Origin of the sequence: Pseudidiomarina tainanensis, from assembly GCF_900115255.1 — a bacterium.
Taxonomy (GTDB): Bacteria; Pseudomonadota; Gammaproteobacteria; order Enterobacterales; family Alteromonadaceae; genus Pseudidiomarina; species Pseudidiomarina tainanensis.
On record NZ_FOYU01000001.1, the window covers coordinates 1,037,151 to 1,053,141 of the forward strand.

Genomic DNA, 15,991 nt, shown 5'->3' on the forward strand with positions numbered 1-15,991 from the left:
TGAATTCATATCGATATAAATGGCGGCTAGTGTAACCGAGTGGGACGCCGCAAGTGATCTGAGCTGTTAGCCTTGGTCGAGCTTGCTACCGCCACGACATGCTGGCGACATTGGTACTTCATGCAATTGCTGCCATTCCACTGGGCTGTATACATGCAATGCCAGCGCATGCACCGGTCCGGCGAGCTCATCATTGAGCACCTTATTTACCGCACGGTGACGCTGAAGCAGGCGCAAACCGTCAAATTGTTCTGCGACCATAATGACTTTAAAGTGCGAATCGTCGCTTGGTGTGCCATGCATATGGCTTTCATTGATGACTTCGAGGTGAACTGGCGCGAACTCCTCCACCAGTTTGCTCTCAATTAGTTGTTGTAGCGTTGTCATTTGCACCTCGCTAGTCATTATCAAGTGAACTAAAGCAAATTTTCGAATCTCGCCCTATTTTAGCAAAAGCCTCGATAATATTCGGTTCAGGTTGATTGGGCCGGTAGGCAATTCGATACCATTGCGCTCCGAAGTTGCCTGAGAGCTGATACAACAAAACGTCATGTTGGCGATATAACGCGATCAGTTGCTGTAAGCCTTCTTGTCGATTTTCTGGAAAAGCCGATTGCTCACCAACTAAGCGCCAACGATTTAACTCATCCGCTTCTGCCATCAACGCTTCATTAACGCGATCACGGCAAAAACTAAGCTGAATCGCAGCTGATGATAAAGCCCAATTCGCGGTAGGTAATTGCAGTTGATCAATCGATAGCACATATTGTTCAGCTTCATCGCCGGTTGGCTGAGGCTCACAAGCCATCAACAGCATGATTGCGCTGATGAGAGTCGTTTTATGTAAGGCTTTACGCCATTTGACAGAGGTCATAACAGAATTCCACAGCAACCGAAAAATGGTTCTGCAGTATAAAGGCTAAACGAGGAAGAAAAAAGGAGATAGAACATCCGTGTTCAACGGGATAACGTCATTCCATGAGTGCCATCCCAAATCCATGCAGGCATCTTATCTAATAAAAAAACTCATTTCAATTACAATTTGGTAACAAAAGCATAAGTTTTTCATTTTAAAAACGATTTAATTTAAAAAAATGTTAGTTTTCTTCTGATTCTTGCTCTGGACTTACCAACGCAACAATCTGCCACCCTGCCTTTGGCTCAAAGGTTTGATCACTCGAAAACAAATGACAATGGCCACGTTCATCCAGTGCATACAATGGTAACGCTCGATTACCATAGCGATCCTGATAATCATCATAGTGAAACGACTCGGTTAACGCAGTGGTTTTCACTTGAGCGCCTTGAAAAGTCAGGCTAGCTAACTTCGAGAACGTAACTCCTTTACCGAATAGTTTCAGACGCTTACGGTATACTTCAGGTAACTGATTACGCGCCGGTGCATCATGTTCAGTGCTGTGCAATGCAAAAATCTTCTCGGCATCAAACCAGTCCATAAAATGCATGGCCACGACAGGATTAAGCTGACGATACGGCGATAAAATCAGCACGTTACCAATACCGGTTAAATCCATATTATTCTCGGCATGCTCAGACGTCGGATTACCGAAGTAAACCGGCAGATTTTCCATCCGCGCTTGCTTAATGTGTTCCCAGTTAGTATCCGCCAACATGACAGGGAATTTATTCTCCTTCAGCGATTTAGCAATTAAGCGAGCGGTTGGATTAGCACCAAATATCAAGAATCCACGTGCGGGCGGCTCACGTAACTTTAATGCATGAGCCAACGGCTTAGCGGTCAAGCTCTGCAAAATAACGGTACTTAAAATCACTAAGAATACGAGCGGCACCAGCATTTCTGCTTGTTCCCAACCCGCTTGTTGCATTTTTAAAGCAAACAAAGCTGAGACAGCTGCCGCGACAATACCGCGTGGCGCTATCCAACTCAGCAAGACTTTTTCTTTGAATTCAGTTTGGGTACCAATCGACGACAGCCACACACTCAGTGGGCGTACGGCAAAGATAATAATCGCTAGGAGTATGACCGCTGGTAAACCAAGAGAATTAAAGGCATCCGGTTGCAGTCTTGCGGCCAGAATTATAAAGAGGCCTGAAATGAGCAGAACCGATAAGGTTTCTTTGAACTCAAGAATTTCATCTAAATCAAGGCCACGCATGTTGGCCATCACCATCCCCATGACTGTCACGGTAAGTAGGCCAGACTCATGTTGCATGGCATTGGACACGGCAAACACGCCGAGCACCACAGCCAGTGTCGCAACATTGCGCAAGTAATGTGGGAAGATATTTCGCGTTAGCGCCCAACCTAATAATTTACCGCCCGCAAAGCCGAGCGCGAAGCCAACGCCGATGGTCGTTGCAAAGGCTTGTAATGCCTGCGTCCAGCCAGCCCCTTGGCTAGCAATAATAAATTCATAAACCAATACTGCGAGCAACGCACCGATAGGATCAATAATAATCCCTTCCCAGCGCAGGATATTGCCAAGACGCGCTAAAGGGCGCACCGAGCGCAGCATTGGCATAATCACCGTCGGCCCAGTAACGACTACCAAAGCACCGAATAAAGCGGCCAATTCCCAGCCAAAACCAATCAGGTAGTAGGATGCGATAGCGATACTCACCCAGGTCACTAACATACCGATGCTGACCAGGTTTGTTACCATTCGACCATGGCCACGAATTTCATCAAACTTCAACGTCAGCGAGCCCTCAAACAGGATGATGGCTACCGACAACGATACCAGTGGAAATAAAATATCACCAAACACGGCGTCAGGATCTAACACACCGAATACCGGCCCAATCACAATACCTACAATAAGTAAGGGCAGAATGGCTGGCACTTTCATGCGCCAAGCACCCCACTGGCACAGAATTGAGAGCACACCAATCAATGCAAGTGCAGACATATTCGACATAAATAATCCTTAAATAATTTTTTCCAATCAGTTGTTGATAACAATTCTCATTTGCGTCAAACTATTTGTAGGTACCAAATGCGAATCAATATCGTTCGTTATCTTTTTTCGATATACTTCACCCATCAATACGAGGTATTAAGCTATGAGTTCAACTATGTTGCGCAAAATCTTCACAATGACAGCAGTTGCTGCGAGTTTAACAGCAACCGTAGCACAAGCAGCTACAGTTAACCTGTATTCAGCGCGAAAAGAAGCGCTCATTAAACCAGTATTAGAAAAGTTTACCGCAGAAACCGGTATTGAAGTACGCCTTTTAACCGGTGGTGGCGATGCATTGCTCGCTCGCTTACAGAACGAAGGCCAGAATACGCCGGCTGATTTATTTCTCACTGTAGATGCCGGCAATTTACACCGTGCGGCCGAAGCCGGTGTATTTCAACCGTTAACATCAGCTAAAGCGCTTGAGTCAGTGCCTGCACACTTACACGGAACAGATAATTTATGGGTTGGTCTGAGCTTGCGCGCTCGCCCAATCTTTTATGCCGCAGACCGTGTCGATCCAAGTCAGTTAAGCGGCTATGAAGATTTAGCCAAGCCTGAATGGAACAATAAAGTATGTATTCGCTCATCTGACAATATCTACAACCAATCGCTTACAGCTGCCTTGATTGAGCACTGGGGCGAAGAAAAAACTGAAGCCTGGGCCGAAGGGCTGGTTAATAATCTCGCGAAGCCTCCTGTTGGTGGCGATCGTGATCAGTTAAAAGCAGCTGCGGCCGGTGTCTGCGATCTTGCAGTCGCGAACACGTATTATTTTGGTTTGATGCAAACTGGTGATGATGCGGAGCAACGTGAAGCGGCAAGCAAGTTGAAGATTTTCTGGCCAAATCAAGATAGCTTCGGCACACACGTGAATGTGTCAGGTATCGGTTTAACCAAACATGCGAAAAACAAGGCTGAAGCTCAGCAACTCATTGAGTTCTTATTATCAGCTGAATCACAAGCTTGGTATGCTGCCACAAACAATGAATATCCAGCCGTGGAAGGTGTTGAGTGGAGCGAAACCTTGCAAGCTTGGGGCGAATTTAAAGCCGATGATTTATCGATGACTTTCTTGGGCGAAAATAACGCTGAAGCAGTCAAATTAATGAATCGTGCTGGCTGGCGTTAATGCGCTCTAGTTTGTGGCGCCAACTTTCATTAGTCGTAACGGCCGTCGTTATTGGCGTGCCGTTGCTTGTTATTTGTTGGTCGGTGCTACAACTTGCTTGGAGTGACGACACCTCAACGCTGAGCCATCTATGGGCGACAGTCGTTCCCGAATACATTCGTCATTCACTGCTTTTATTAATCGGCGTCGCTGTTGGCGTCATTGTGTTAGGCGTGAGCACCGCGTGGCTAACCACCGCATGCCGCTTTCCCGGGCAAAGAGTTCTGAGTTGGGCATTGTTACTTCCACTGGCAATGCCTGCTTACATCACTGCCTACACTTATACCGGCATGCTTGATTTCGCCGGCCCGGTACAATCATCATTGCGCGAATGGTTCGATTGGAGTTACGGCGATTATTGGTTTCCTGAGATTCGTAGTCTCGGTGGCGCCATCATTGTGTTAAGCCTAGTTCTGTTCCCTTATGTCTATCTAATTACGCGCGCCACCTTTATTCAACAGTCTGCGACAACCATCGAAGCCGGGCGTAGTTTGGGGCTCAATCCTTGGCAGTGCTTTGTACGTCTCGCATTACCTTTGGCACGGCCTGCCATCGTAACCGGCGCTACGTTGGCATTAATGGAAACCTTGGCGGACTATGGGACTGTCGCCTACTTTGGCGTGACCACGTTTACAACCGGAATCTTCCGCACATGGTATGGCCTTGGTGACCTGCAAGGAGCTCTACAATTAGCCGGGATGCTGCTTATTGCAGTCATTTTACTTATTTTTATCGAACGTTGGTCGCGTCGCCAAGCGCGCTACGATCAACGCAATAATCGCCCTGCACCACCATTTGAGTTACGCGGTTGGAAAGCAATCGCCGCCAGCATTGCCTGTTGGTTACCATTAGTATTTGGCTTTATTTTGCCCGCACTACAACTCACCAGTTGGTCAATTGAACGTGCCGAAGTTTGGCAAGATCCTGACTTTTGGCAACTGACATTTAATAGCTTCGGTCTAGCTGTTCTGGCGGCTATGTTAGTTGTGACAATGGCCTTATGGTTAGCCTATGGCCGGCGCCAAATCCCCACTAAAATAGTACGAACAAGTGTTGCTTTTGCCGGTTTGGGCTACGCCATCCCCGGCCTCGTCATAGCGGTTGGTCTCATGGTGTTTTTGACCTCGATCGATCATCTGATCATTGCGGCAAGCCAAGCATGGTTTGACGTGAATCCAGGATTGCTATTATCGGGTACCATCTTCGCCCTGCTATTTGCCTACAGTGTCCGTTTTCTTAGCGTTTCACTCCAAACTATTCAAGCAGGGCTCGGCGAGATTCGCCCAAGTATGGATGAGGCCGCGCGTATTCAAGGCTATAAACCACTACAAGTATTGCGTAAAATCCATTTGCCGTTGTTACGTCCCAGCGTACTGACCGCACTCATTTTAGTGGGCGTCGATGTATTAAAAGAACTACCGGCAACACTGGTACTGCGTCCGTTCGATTTCAATACGTTAGCAGTACGAGCATACGAAATGGCCGGTGATGAACGCTTGCCAGATGCCGGACCGCCGGCATTGATGATGGTTTTGGTTGGTCTAATCCCTGTTATTTTATTGTCTCGCGCTATGTTAAAGTCACAACAGTCGGCGTTAAAGGAGCAAGAATTTGTCCCGGTTACAGCTTGATAAAATTCAGATTAGCTTCGGCACATCACATATTGTTCGAAGCGTCACGTTTGAATTAAAACAAGGCGAGATTGGTTGTTTACTCGGCCCAAGTGGCTGTGGCAAAACAACCTTGTTACGCGCGATAGCAGGTTTTCAAACCTTACAATCTGGGACTATTCACATTGACGACACCTCTGTGTCCGATGCTAAATACACGCTCGCTCCTGAACAACGTGGCGTTGGGATGGTCTTTCAAGACTTCGCGCTATTTCCGCATTTGAATGTCGCTGACAATATTAGCTTCGGTATGCAAAAAGCTAGTTCAGCAGAGCGCCGCGCGCGTGTTGACGAATTGCTCGATCGCATCGGCCTACCTGGTTACCAAAAGCGTTTTCCGCATGAATTATCAGGCGGGCAGCAGCAACGTATTGCCTTGGCTCGAGCGCTCGCACCAAAACCTCGGTTGTTATTGTTGGATGAACCGTTTTCTAGCTTAGATGCGGAGCTTCGAGAGCGTCTTGCCGTTGAAGTACGTGAACTGCTGAAAAAAGAAGGCATCACTGCACTGTTGGTCACCCACGATCAACAAGAAGCGTTTGCAATGGCGGACAAAGCCGGCGTGATGTATCAAGGCGAATTATTGCAATGGGATACGCCCTATCAGCTTTATCACCAACCGAAACATCAATTAGTTGCCGATTTCATCGGCCATGGTGTGTTGTTGCAAGGTACGGTAAACACAGAGGGTTCACTCGCCTCGCCATTGGGTATGTTGGAACACCCAAGTTTGCTCCAAGTGCCGGCCGGCACACCAGTGAGTTTTTTGGTTCGCCCAGATGACTTGGTGCCTGACCCAACGTCTCGGTTACGCGGGACTATTAAAGCTCGTGGTTTTCGTGGCGCGCATAACTTGTACACCATCGAACTTGCTAGTGGCATCGAAATTCTGACCTTGAGCCCGTCCCACGAAGAGTTCAACGTTGGGGCGAATATTGGTTTGCGGCCTGAATTTGATCACTTAGTTGTGTTTGCGGCTGACCATTGCGAATTGCCAGGCTTTCATGACCAGGCACCAACAGTGCAGCCGCTACCTTCGGTGTTACCAAAAACGCAATCGGCGTAACAGCAAGAATTCGACTACAGCAATAATGAATAGCGCAGCGCTAAATATCCAAAAAGCGTTGCCATGGTCCACGCCTGGCATACCGCCAATATTAATGCCGAATAACCCGGTCAAAAAACTAATCGGCAAAAACACGCCTGCAACCATCGACAACCAGTAAGTATTACGATTCATTTTTTCAGCTAAGTCTTGCTGCAAATGTTCACGTAACATCCATACTTGTTCCAACAACATTTCCATGTTTTCTAGCTCGCGATGGGTATTATCGCGTTCGTTCAAAAGCCATTGTGTCCAATCAGCATCAAACCACTTCGTGCTGTCAGCAGCGAGTTTATCAAGCGCCGTCAACTGAGGGCGCACAAATCGAGTAAGCCGTAACAGGCGGCGGTGTAATTGTGTCAAAGCAGACTGACGTTCACTGGTAGTGCCTTTGGTATCATCCTCAAGCGCTTCCATTTCAGCTTCAATATTGTCTTGCAACTGTTCAATTTTGTTGGTCATTTCATCAACCAAATGCAAAATAAAATCAGGCAAGGTTTGCGGCCCTTGTTCACGTTCTAACGTTTGCTGAATAAGTTGGACAGCTCGTACCGGACGTCGACGGAAGCTATACAAATTACCTTTGAAATAGAGAATTCGTAAACTGACCATATCTTCAGGCTGATCATTTTCGGCTAAATTGACACCACGTAGTATCAACAAGAAGCCATCATTTAAGCGATCAAATCGTGGTCGCGTATCTTCTTCAAGCACCGCATCTATAATCGGTTCTGGAATACCCGCATCGATTAACCATGACGCTAGCCCAGGTATATTGCGCTGGAAATGAAACCAACTTTGTTGCCGGTTATGAAAGTTATCATGAATGGGTTGAGCTGGATGTTGACTAAAGTCCCAGCTATCAATCATAAATTCTGGTCGTGCTAACTGCTTGTCCGCCATAACGAAATCCTCTTCTTTTAGCTACATTCAGTCTAGACTGTTCAAGCCTGCATTCACAAGCACTACTAATTCACGTTAAAATATTGACCAACTAAAAAAACACCAAGGAATTCTATGTTACTCGCTATTGCTGCCATTATTGTTGGTTTAGCTTTATTAGTATGGAGCGCCGACCGCTTTGTCGATGGTGCTGCTGCAACAGCAAATCATTTAGGTATGCCAGCCCTACTCATTGGTATGGTGATTATCGGCTTTGGTACATCAGCACCAGAAATGGTGGTTTCTGCGTTGGCGTCAATGCAAGGCAATCCCGGTTTAGCATTAGGTAATGCCTATGGTTCCAACATCACGAATATTGCACTTATTCTGGGTATTACAGCGCTTTTAGCGCCAATTGCTGTGGCCAGTCAGGTATTAAAACGTGAAGCACCGATGCTGATTGCCATCACATTGCTAGCCGCATGGCCACTCATTGATGGCGTCATCACCACTCTTGAAGCCTGGGTGTTACTTGCAATTTTCGCCAGCTATCTGGGCTGGAGTATTTATCAAGGTATGACCGGTAGCACAGATACCTTAAGTGACGACTTTGATAATGAAATTAAAGAAGCCACGATGCCAATTGGACGCGCCGTCACTTGGTTAATCATTGGATTGATCTTATTAATTATCAGTTCGCGTATTTTAGTCTGGGGCGCTGTAGATATTGCCACCGCACTAGGAGTTAGCGATTTAGTTATCGGTTTAACCGTGGTTGCTGTTGGTACCTCGTTACCAGAGTTAGCATCAGCCATTGCTGCGGTACGCAAAAACGAACACGACCTCGCGTTAGGTAACGTGATTGGCTCAAACATGTTCAATACCTTAGCCGTAGTGGGGATTGCCGGCGCCATCACGCCTATTTCACTCGAACCACTGGTTTTGAGTCGTGATTGGTTAATGATGACAGTGTTAACGTTCATGTTATTGATTTTCGCGTTTCGCCCGAACAGCCGTCCGAACCGAATCAATCGCGTACATGGTGGTATTTTTGTGGCCTGCTATGTTGGTTACACCATTTACGTATTACAAACAGGATTTATCGCATGAATTTGATCTCACAATATACGGCACAACGCCTTGGTTTCGCCGGACTTGTTCCGTTTATTGTGCTAACGCTCATGGCATTGCTCGACTTCAACGGCGAGCTCGCCATCAGCCTATTTATTCTATACAGCGCCATTATCTTCAGTTTCCTCGGTGGCATTCACTGGGGACTCTGTATGGTTGATGCTGACAGCGATCACCGCCGCAGCCTGCAATGGAGCATGGTGCCTTCTGTTACCGGTTTCGCCGTACTAATCGCAACACAGCTACCAATATGCCGCGACTCAACCCTCGCATTTCTTGCCGTCTTGGCCCTACTTCATCTATTTTGGTTAAACTACGAGCGCCGCAAGCTGAACACACATTCGTGGTATTTGGAGTTGCGCGGTCGATTAACGTTCACGGTGGTGGCACTGCACGTCATCCTCCTGATCATCAGCCTCTGAAAAGCGAAAGCGATATTAGATATTGGATATTAGCGCCGATGTATCGGGTATTTATCTTTTCCTAATATCTAATATCCAATAGCAAATATCTTGCCCTTGGTTTTTATTGCGAATCGTTCTTGTTTGCGTTATCATTAGCTTCGTAACAGTACGGAGCCAACTATGTACGTATGTCTATGCAAAGGTGTCACTGATAAAACCATTCGTCGCGCAGTCGACGATGGCTTAAACAGTATGCGTGAACTGCGCCAGCAGTATGGCGTAGGCACTCAGTGTGGCTGTTGTACGCAGTGCGCGAAAGAAGTTGTTAAAGACGCTGTTGCTGATCGTAACGCGCGATTAAAATCAGAAACTTTATTGCCAGTCGAGGTGTGCTACGCTTAAGCTGTTAAAAAAATAACAGCTAGGAGTTGTAGTCATGAAAGGCGACAGTAAGGTTTTACAAGAACTTAATCGCATACTCACCCGCAAGCTTACCGCAATAAACCAATACTTTTTACATGCCCGCATGTACAAAAATTGGGGCTTTGGTGAGCTCAATAGTAAAATCTACAAAGCTTCCATTTACGAAATGAAACACGCTGATGACATTATCGAGCGCATTTTGTTTTTAGGTGGCCTCCCTAACCTTCAAGATCTTGGCAAACTATTCATCGGTGAAGATCCGCATGAAATGCTCCAACTCGACCATAAAGTACAAATGGACGACGTGCTTGCCATTCGCGCTGCTATTGCAGTTTGCGAATCGGCACAAGACTACGTCAGCCGTGACGAGCTGACGGAAATTCTGGAGCAACAAGAAGAACATCTCGATTGGTTAGAAACACAACTCGATTTGGTCGATAAAATTAGTTTGGCGAAATATCTGCAAACCAAGTTGGATAGCGAATAAGGAGTTGTCATGAATCTTGATCACCAAGCTATTGTTGAGCAACTGAATAAATTGCTGGCGTACGAGTTGACTTCGATTGATCAGTACACTGCACACTCGCGCATATATGAAGATATGGGGTTGGACAAACTTTACGAGCGTATCAATCACGAAGTAGATGACGAACGCGGTCATGCTGATTTACTTATACGCCGTATTCTGTTTTTAGGCGGCCAACCCAATATGAACGGGCGCGAGCCGCACACCATTGCCAACGAGGTACCAACCATGCTGGCGAATGATTTAGAGCTTGAGTACGCTAATGCGCGCACTTTACGCAGTGTAATCAAATTCTGCGAGCAAGCGGGTGATTTTGTCACGCGAGATATGCTCATTAGTATTTTAAAAGATACGGAAGAAGACCATGCGTATTGGTTACGTCAGCAACTCGAACTCATTGAGAAACTGGGTTTAGAGCTGTATTTGCAAGCGCAAATGGGATAACAGCGCATGGAGCAAATTCTTGCTGAAGTGCAACACCTTTTTGGTTGGTTGCAAACCGAGCTGTTTAAGGTAGGCGAAACGTCGATAACTTACGGCTCTATCTTCCGCGTGGTGATGATACTAATCGTCACCTACATTTTTTCACGTATACTCCAAAACGGACTACGACGCATTGCCAGTTATCGGAAATCAATGGCGCAATCGTCGGTTTATGCCCTCACCCGTATCACCCATTATGTGGTGATGGTGGTGGGTGCGCTCATTGCCGTGGCATCCATAGGCATTGATCTGACGAAGTTTGCGATTTTCGCCAGCGCATTAGGTGTCGGTGTTGGTTTCGGTTTACAAAATCTAATCAGCAACTTCACAGCTGGGATTATGTTGCTGTTTGAGAAAACACTCAAAGTTGGTGATTTTGTAGAACTCGAATCAGGCGTAACTGGTGAAGTAAAAGAAATTAATATTCGTAGCACCATCATCACCACCAACGACAACATCGATATTATTGTTCCAAACTCCGAGTTTGTTGCTGGTCGAGTCACCAACTGGACCATGCGCGACACCATTCGACGCATTAAAATTGGATTTGGTGTGGCCTATGGCACCGACAAAGAATTGGTGCGTAAAGCGGTATTAGAGGCTGCTGAGCGTGTGCCGCATACACTAGATGATGGGAGCCATCGCCCACCACAGGTTTGGTTAACGGAATTTGGCGATAGCTCACTCAATTTCGAATTGGTGGTATGGCTAAAACCGGAAGCGGTAAATCGGCCAAGTGCCGTTAAAGCGGCGTTTATGTGGGAAATCCATACCTCGCTCGAAGAATATGACATTGAAATTCCATTCCCACAGCGCGATTTGCATATTCGTAGTTGGAATGACGATGCCAAAGTGCACACCGAAGCTGTCAGCAAACCAAAAGCCAAGAAACAGAACTCACCAGCGAAATCAAAACCGCGACCAGAAAACGATGCGGCCGATGAGCTCTAAGTTATTGCTTAGTTTAAATGAGCGCTTAATTCGCTAAGCGCTCACGAATTTCATCTATGCAGGTTGGGTCATCGATAGTCGATGGCACCACAACTTGTTCGCCGTCGGCTAATTGACGCAATACCCGACGCAGAATTTTCCCCGAACGCGTTTTCGGTAAGCGTGGCACAATCAAGATTCGCTTCAAACACGCCACCGCACCAATTTCATCACGCACCAGTTGCACTAGACGAGCACTGAGCTCTTCATCGCTCGTGGTATCGCCATCTTTGGTGATCACCAAGCCAACTGGCACCTGACCTTTTAAAGAATCCTGTACACCAATCACGGCGCATTCAGCCACCGCCTTGTCTTTAGCCAGAATCTCTTCCATTTCGCCCGTTGATAAGCGATGACCGGCCACATTTATCACGTCGTCGGTTCGGCCCATAATAAATACATAGCCATCGTCGTCTTTATAGCCACCGTCGCCCGTTGAATAAAATCCCTCAAACTCACTTAAATAACCACCGACAAAGCGCTCTTCGTCATTCCAGATTGTCGTCAAACACCCTGGTGGTAACGGCAACTTGATGGCAACTGCACCTTGCTCATTGGGGGCCAGCTCTTGGCCTTTATAATCAACAATACGAACATCGTAACCTGGCAATGGGAGCGTCGCTGAACCTGGTTTGATTGGATGCTCGGCGATACCTACAGGATTGGCACAGATCGGCCACCCAGACTCTGTTTGCCACCAATGATCATAGACTGGCTTACCGGTAATTTCTGTGGTCCACTCATAAGTCGGCGGATCGAGTCGTTCGCCCGCCATGTAAATCCGTTCCAGCGCAGTTAAATCATATTGTTCAAGCAATTTCCCCTCTGGATCCTCTTTTTTAACCGCTCTAAATGCGGTGGGCGCACTGAATAATACCGTGACTTTATAATCCGCACAGACCCGCCAGAACGCGCCAGCATCTGGAGTTCTGACTGGTTTTCCTTCATATAAAATCGTCGTCGCGCCCGCCAGTAATGGGCCGTAAACAATATAAGAGTGCCCAACCACCCAGCCGACGTCAGAAGCGGTAAACATCACCTCGCCCGGCTTGATATCGTAAACCGTTTGCATGGAGTAATTCAGCGCTACCGCATAGCCGCCAGTGTCACGCACAACGCCCTTCGGTTTGCCGGTAGTCCCAGAAGTATAGAGAACATATAACGGATGTGTACTCGGCACCACGGTACATTCAGCTGGCGTTACCTTTGCCACTTCAGCTTGCCAATCAAGGTCACCCGGCTGGTTAAGCTCTGCTTGACACTGCTCACGTTGATAAACAATCACATTGCTAGGCTTATGGCTAGCTTCAGCAATCGCTTTATCCACCATCGGTTTATATGGAATGACGCGATTGACCTCAACACCACATGAGGCTGTCACCACAACTTTAGGTTGCGCATCATCAATTCGAACCGCTAATTCATGCGGCGCAAAGCCACCAAATACTACCGAATGAATCGCCCCCAATCGTGCACATGCCAACATCGCGATGGCCGCCTGCGGGATCATCGGCATATAGATAACCACACGGTCACCTTTTTTAACGTGGTGCTTTTTCAACAATCCAGCAAACAATGCTACCTCATCGCGTAACTCGCGATAGGTAAACTGTTGTTTGGTTTCCGTTACCGGCGAATCATAGATGAGTGCCACTTGATCGCCACGGCCATTATCAACGTGGTAATCAAGCGCCATAAACGAAATATTTAGCTCACCATCAGCAAACCAATCGGCGGTGCCGTTACTTTTTAACTGGCATGCTGTGCTGGGCTCTTTGAACCAATGCAACTGTCCAGCCTGCTTCAACCAAAACGCCTCAGTGCGTTGGAGTGATGATTCGTATTCGCGCGGGTAACTCATGGTGAAAATCCTTATCTACTGCCACTGCTGTCTAATGTAGCGTGTTACCAGCTTTTTCCCATACGACTTAGGTCTGAAGAGCCGTTATTCGTTATTCGTACGCTGCGCTGTTCGTCCGCTACGCTATTCGGGAAAAAACTCACGAACAGTGCGAAGCACGCACGAACAGTGAGCGAAGCGAACGTACGAACAACGAATATCGCTTTTGTTTTTCAACGCTGTTGATTTAAACCAGGGTTTTCCCTATCATACCGCCACTTCAGGAGAGGTGTCCGAGTGGTTGAAGGAGCACGCCTGGAAAGTGTGTATACGCTAACCCGTATCGAGGGTTCGAATCCCTCTCTCTCCGCCAGATACAAGAGAACCGCCGCAAGGCGGTTTTTTTGTGTCTGGCGGAGAGTGCCGACTTGATGAGAACGCTTAGGGTTCGACCAAACGGCAGGATTGCCGTTTGGCACAGCCGCAAGGCTGCCCGCAGGGCGAGGGCCATGGATGGCCCGAGTGAATCCCTCTCTCTCCGCCAGATACAAGAGAACCGCCGCAAGGCGGTTTTTTTGTGGTCGTTCGGTAATAGGCAGGTTATCTGCGGTTACAAGCATTGCTCATTTGATGCTCAATTCATATAGTGAAATGATACCTCAAGCCAAACCGGAGTATCATTTTATGAAGTATCTGATTCAAAAATCGAAGTTTGCCGCTGCGAGTTGTTTGCTTGCGTTCGGTTGCGGTGCAGCAAGCATGAATGCCATCGCTGCTGACCGCATTACCGGCAAGCACTTTGCTACCCGTTCCGAGGCAATGGCGCCTCATGCCATGGCAGCTACAAGTCAACCCCTCGCAACCCAAGTTGCACTGGACATTATGCAAGCCGGCGGTAATGCCATTGACGCAGCAATTGCTGCGAACGCCCTGCTCGGCCTAGTGGAGCCTACCGGTAACGGGATTGGTGGTGACCTCTTTGCGATTGTTTGGGATGCTGAGGGTAAGCGTTTGCATGGCTTAAACGCGTCGGGTCGTTCACCAAAGTCTCTCACCTTGGACTATTTTTTAGAGAACGGCTATGAATCCATTCCAGCCCGCGGCGTGTTACCGTTGTCAGTGCCGGGCGCGGTCGACGGTTGGTTTGAGTTACATGAAAAGTTTGGCAAGTTGCCAATGGCGCAGGTACTCGCACCGGCCATTGAATACGCAGAAAACGGTTTCCCAGTCACTGAAGTGATCGCGTATTACTTTGAGCGAAATGCGGATGTCCTTAAAAATCAACCAGGGTTCGCCGAAGTTTTCATGAAAGACGGTGTACCGCCGCAAAAAGGTAAACTGTTCAAAAACCCTGACCTCGCAAACACCTATAAACTCATTGCAAAAGAAGGTCGTGATGCTTTCTACAAAGGTAAAATTGCCAAAACCATTGATGCTTTTGTGAAAAAGCACGGTGGCTTTTTAAGTTACGACGATCTGGCAAGTCACACCTCAACTTGGGTCAACCCAGTTTCAACGAATTATCGTGGTTATGACTTGTGGGAACTCCCACCCAATACGCAAGGTATTGCCGCACAGCAAATTCTTAATATTCTGGAAAACTATGATATCGCCAGCATGGGATTTGATAGCCCAGAGTACGTGCACTTGTTTGTTGAAGCGAAAAAACTAGCATTTGAAGATCGTGCTAAGTACTACTCCGATCCTGATTTTAATGAAGTGCCTGTAGAAGGTTTACTCGACAAAGATTACGCCAAGCAGCGCGCGAAGTTAATCGATATGAATCGTGCAGGTCAATCGTTTGAGCCGGGCAATCCGCCAACCGAAGGCGATACCATTTACCTAACTACCGCAGATGTCGATGGCAATATGGTTTCACTCATTCAAAGTAACTACCGTGGTATGGGATCAGGGATTACCCCAACTGGACTCGGATTCGTGATTCAGAACCGCGGCGAGTTATTTGCTCTGGATAAAAATCATCGTAATGTTTTTGAACCCGGCAAACGTCCTTTCCATACCATCATTCCAGCATTCGTGACCAAAGATGGCAAGCCACTGATGAGTTATGGCGTCATGGGTGGTGCTACTCAGCCACAAATGCACGCACAAATTCTCATCAATATGATTGATTTTGGCATGAACCTGCAAGAAGCTGGTGATGCGCCACGCATTCTGCACACAGGCTCCAGCCAGCCTACGGGAGAAGTCATGACCGATGGTGGCGTGGTTAGTTTAGAGAACGGCTTCTCTGACCACACACGTCGCGAACTCATTAAAATGGGGCATACCTTGCAAGAAGCTGTTGGCCCCTACGGAGGCTATCAAGCCATTTGGCGTAATCATGAAGAAGGCGTATATTACGGAGCATCTGAAAGCCGCAAAGACGGTCATGCGGCAGGCTATTAAGAAAAGGAATTAATT

The 15,991-nt window shown here is 47.3% G+C and carries 15 protein-coding genes and 1 tRNA gene; 11 read left to right on the forward strand and 5 right to left on the reverse strand.

The window, feature by feature from the left end; translation table 11 throughout:
- Positions 1 to 66: 66 nt before the first annotated feature.
- The 3 genes from BM292_RS05095 to BM292_RS05105 form a co-directional block, all read right to left on the reverse strand.
- A complete protein-coding gene (locus BM292_RS05095; RefSeq protein ID WP_092855964.1) occupies positions 67 to 387 on the reverse strand; it encodes a BolA family protein in 321 nt (106 codons plus the stop codon).
- A 10-nt stretch (positions 388 to 397) separates the two neighbouring features.
- Positions 398 to 874: a hypothetical protein gene (locus tag BM292_RS05100; RefSeq protein WP_092855966.1), complete on the reverse strand. Its 477-nt coding sequence runs from the start codon at positions 872 to 874 to the stop codon at positions 398 to 400.
- Between the two features lie 223 nt (positions 875 to 1,097).
- A complete protein-coding gene (locus BM292_RS05105) occupies positions 1,098 to 2,900 on the reverse strand; it encodes a cation:proton antiporter (protein ID WP_092855968.1) in 1,803 nt (600 codons plus the stop codon).
- Between the two features lie 145 nt (positions 2,901 to 3,045).
- Between BM292_RS05105 and BM292_RS05110 the strand changes: the two genes are divergently transcribed.
- From BM292_RS05110 to BM292_RS05120, 3 genes are read left to right on the forward strand one after another with little or no spacing between them, the layout of a single operon-like run.
- Complete coding sequence (locus BM292_RS05110; RefSeq protein ID WP_245751814.1) at positions 3,046 to 4,074, forward strand: Fe(3+) ABC transporter substrate-binding protein; 1,029 nt, start codon at positions 3,046 to 3,048, stop codon at positions 4,072 to 4,074.
- Positions 4,074 to 5,744 carry an ABC transporter permease gene (locus BM292_RS05115; protein ID WP_092855970.1) on the forward strand — a complete coding sequence of 557 codons (1,671 nt, stop codon included), beginning with the start codon at positions 4,074 to 4,076 and terminating at the stop codon, positions 5,742 to 5,744. The genes BM292_RS05110 and BM292_RS05115 overlap by 1 nt, the downstream gene beginning before the upstream one ends.
- Positions 5,725 to 6,849 (forward strand): ABC transporter ATP-binding protein, encoded by a 1,125-nt coding sequence (locus BM292_RS05120; protein ID WP_092855972.1) that lies wholly within the window; start codon positions 5,725 to 5,727, stop codon positions 6,847 to 6,849. The genes BM292_RS05115 and BM292_RS05120 overlap by 20 nt, the downstream gene beginning before the upstream one ends.
- Here the strand turns inward: BM292_RS05120 and BM292_RS05125 are convergent.
- The gene (locus tag BM292_RS05125; RefSeq protein ID WP_092855974.1) at positions 6,826 to 7,791 is read right to left on the reverse strand and encodes a CorA family divalent cation transporter; all 966 of its coding nucleotides are present in this window, start codon (positions 7,789 to 7,791) and stop codon (positions 6,826 to 6,828) included. The two genes, BM292_RS05120 and BM292_RS05125, sit on opposite strands and share 24 nt — an antisense overlap.
- 114 nt (positions 7,792 to 7,905) lie before the next feature.
- Between BM292_RS05125 and BM292_RS05130 the strand changes: the two genes are divergently transcribed.
- From BM292_RS05130 to BM292_RS05155, 6 genes are all read left to right on the forward strand, one after another.
- The gene (locus BM292_RS05130) at positions 7,906 to 8,880 is read left to right on the forward strand and encodes a calcium/sodium antiporter (protein WP_092855976.1); all 975 of its coding nucleotides are present in this window, start codon (positions 7,906 to 7,908) and stop codon (positions 8,878 to 8,880) included.
- A complete protein-coding gene (locus BM292_RS05135; RefSeq protein WP_092855978.1) occupies positions 8,877 to 9,323 on the forward strand; it encodes a DUF3429 domain-containing protein in 447 nt (148 codons plus the stop codon). The genes BM292_RS05130 and BM292_RS05135 overlap by 4 nt, the downstream gene beginning before the upstream one ends.
- Before the next feature lie 162 nt (positions 9,324 to 9,485).
- A complete protein-coding gene (locus BM292_RS05140) occupies positions 9,486 to 9,707 on the forward strand; it encodes a bacterioferritin-associated ferredoxin (protein ID WP_092855980.1) in 222 nt (73 codons plus the stop codon).
- 34 nt (positions 9,708 to 9,741) lie between these two features.
- Positions 9,742 to 10,215 (forward strand): bacterioferritin, encoded by a 474-nt coding sequence (bfr, locus tag BM292_RS05145; RefSeq protein ID WP_092855982.1) that lies wholly within the window; start codon positions 9,742 to 9,744, stop codon positions 10,213 to 10,215.
- A gap of 9 nt (positions 10,216 to 10,224) precedes the next feature.
- Positions 10,225 to 10,698 carry a bacterioferritin gene (gene bfr, locus BM292_RS05150; RefSeq protein ID WP_092855984.1) on the forward strand — a complete coding sequence of 158 codons (474 nt, stop codon included), beginning with the start codon at positions 10,225 to 10,227 and terminating at the stop codon, positions 10,696 to 10,698.
- A 6-nt stretch (positions 10,699 to 10,704) separates the two neighbouring features.
- Positions 10,705 to 11,688 (forward strand): mechanosensitive ion channel family protein, encoded by a 984-nt coding sequence (locus BM292_RS05155; protein WP_092855986.1) that lies wholly within the window; start codon positions 10,705 to 10,707, stop codon positions 11,686 to 11,688.
- Positions 11,689 to 11,713: 25 nt separating this feature from the next.
- Here the strand turns inward: BM292_RS05155 and BM292_RS05160 are convergent, their stop codons facing one another.
- The gene (locus BM292_RS05160; protein WP_092855988.1) at positions 11,714 to 13,588 is read right to left on the reverse strand and encodes a propionyl-CoA synthetase; all 1,875 of its coding nucleotides are present in this window, start codon (positions 13,586 to 13,588) and stop codon (positions 11,714 to 11,716) included.
- 262 nt (positions 13,589 to 13,850) lie between these two features.
- Here BM292_RS05160 and BM292_RS05165 point away from each other — a divergent pair.
- A tRNA-Ser gene (locus BM292_RS05165) sits at positions 13,851 to 13,940 on the forward strand.
- A gap of 386 nt (positions 13,941 to 14,326) precedes the next feature.
- Positions 14,327 to 15,976 carry a gamma-glutamyltransferase gene (gene ggt / locus BM292_RS05170; RefSeq protein ID WP_245751844.1) on the forward strand — a complete coding sequence of 550 codons (1,650 nt, stop codon included), beginning with the start codon at positions 14,327 to 14,329 and terminating at the stop codon, positions 15,974 to 15,976.
- Positions 15,977 to 15,991 lie beyond the last annotated feature (15 nt).

Bases quoted from the DNA above. Each gene is read 5' to 3' on its own strand.
- BM292_RS05095 (WP_092855964.1), bottom strand. From the start codon at position 387: ATGACAACGCTACAACAACTAATTGAGAGCAAACTGGTGGAGGAGTTC.
- BM292_RS05160 (WP_092855988.1), bottom strand. From the start codon at position 13,588: ATGAGTTACCCGCGCGAATACGAATCATCACTCCAACGCACTGAGGCG.
- BM292_RS05130 (WP_092855976.1), top strand. From the start codon at position 7,906: ATGTTACTCGCTATTGCTGCCATTATTGTTGGTTTAGCTTTATTAGTA.
- BM292_RS05100 (WP_092855966.1), bottom strand. From the start codon at position 874: ATGACCTCTGTCAAATGGCGTAAAGCCTTACATAAAACGACTCTCATC.
- BM292_RS05105 (WP_092855968.1), bottom strand. From the start codon at position 2,900: ATGTCGAATATGTCTGCACTTGCATTGATTGGTGTGCTCTCAATTCTG.
- BM292_RS05140 (WP_092855980.1), top strand. From the start codon at position 9,486: ATGTACGTATGTCTATGCAAAGGTGTCACTGATAAAACCATTCGTCGC.
- BM292_RS05135 (WP_092855978.1), top strand. From the start codon at position 8,877: ATGAATTTGATCTCACAATATACGGCACAACGCCTTGGTTTCGCCGGA.
- bfr (WP_092855984.1), top strand. From the start codon at position 10,225: ATGAATCTTGATCACCAAGCTATTGTTGAGCAACTGAATAAATTGCTG.
- ggt (WP_245751844.1), top strand. From the start codon at position 14,327: ATGAATGCCATCGCTGCTGACCGCATTACCGGCAAGCACTTTGCTACC.
- BM292_RS05155 (WP_092855986.1), top strand. From the start codon at position 10,705: ATGGAGCAAATTCTTGCTGAAGTGCAACACCTTTTTGGTTGGTTGCAA.
- BM292_RS05110 (WP_245751814.1), top strand. From the start codon at position 3,046: ATGAGTTCAACTATGTTGCGCAAAATCTTCACAATGACAGCAGTTGCT.
- bfr (WP_092855982.1), top strand. From the start codon at position 9,742: ATGAAAGGCGACAGTAAGGTTTTACAAGAACTTAATCGCATACTCACC.
- BM292_RS05125 (WP_092855974.1), bottom strand. From the start codon at position 7,791: ATGGCGGACAAGCAGTTAGCACGACCAGAATTTATGATTGATAGCTGG.
- BM292_RS05115 (WP_092855970.1), top strand. From the start codon at position 4,074: ATGCGCTCTAGTTTGTGGCGCCAACTTTCATTAGTCGTAACGGCCGTC.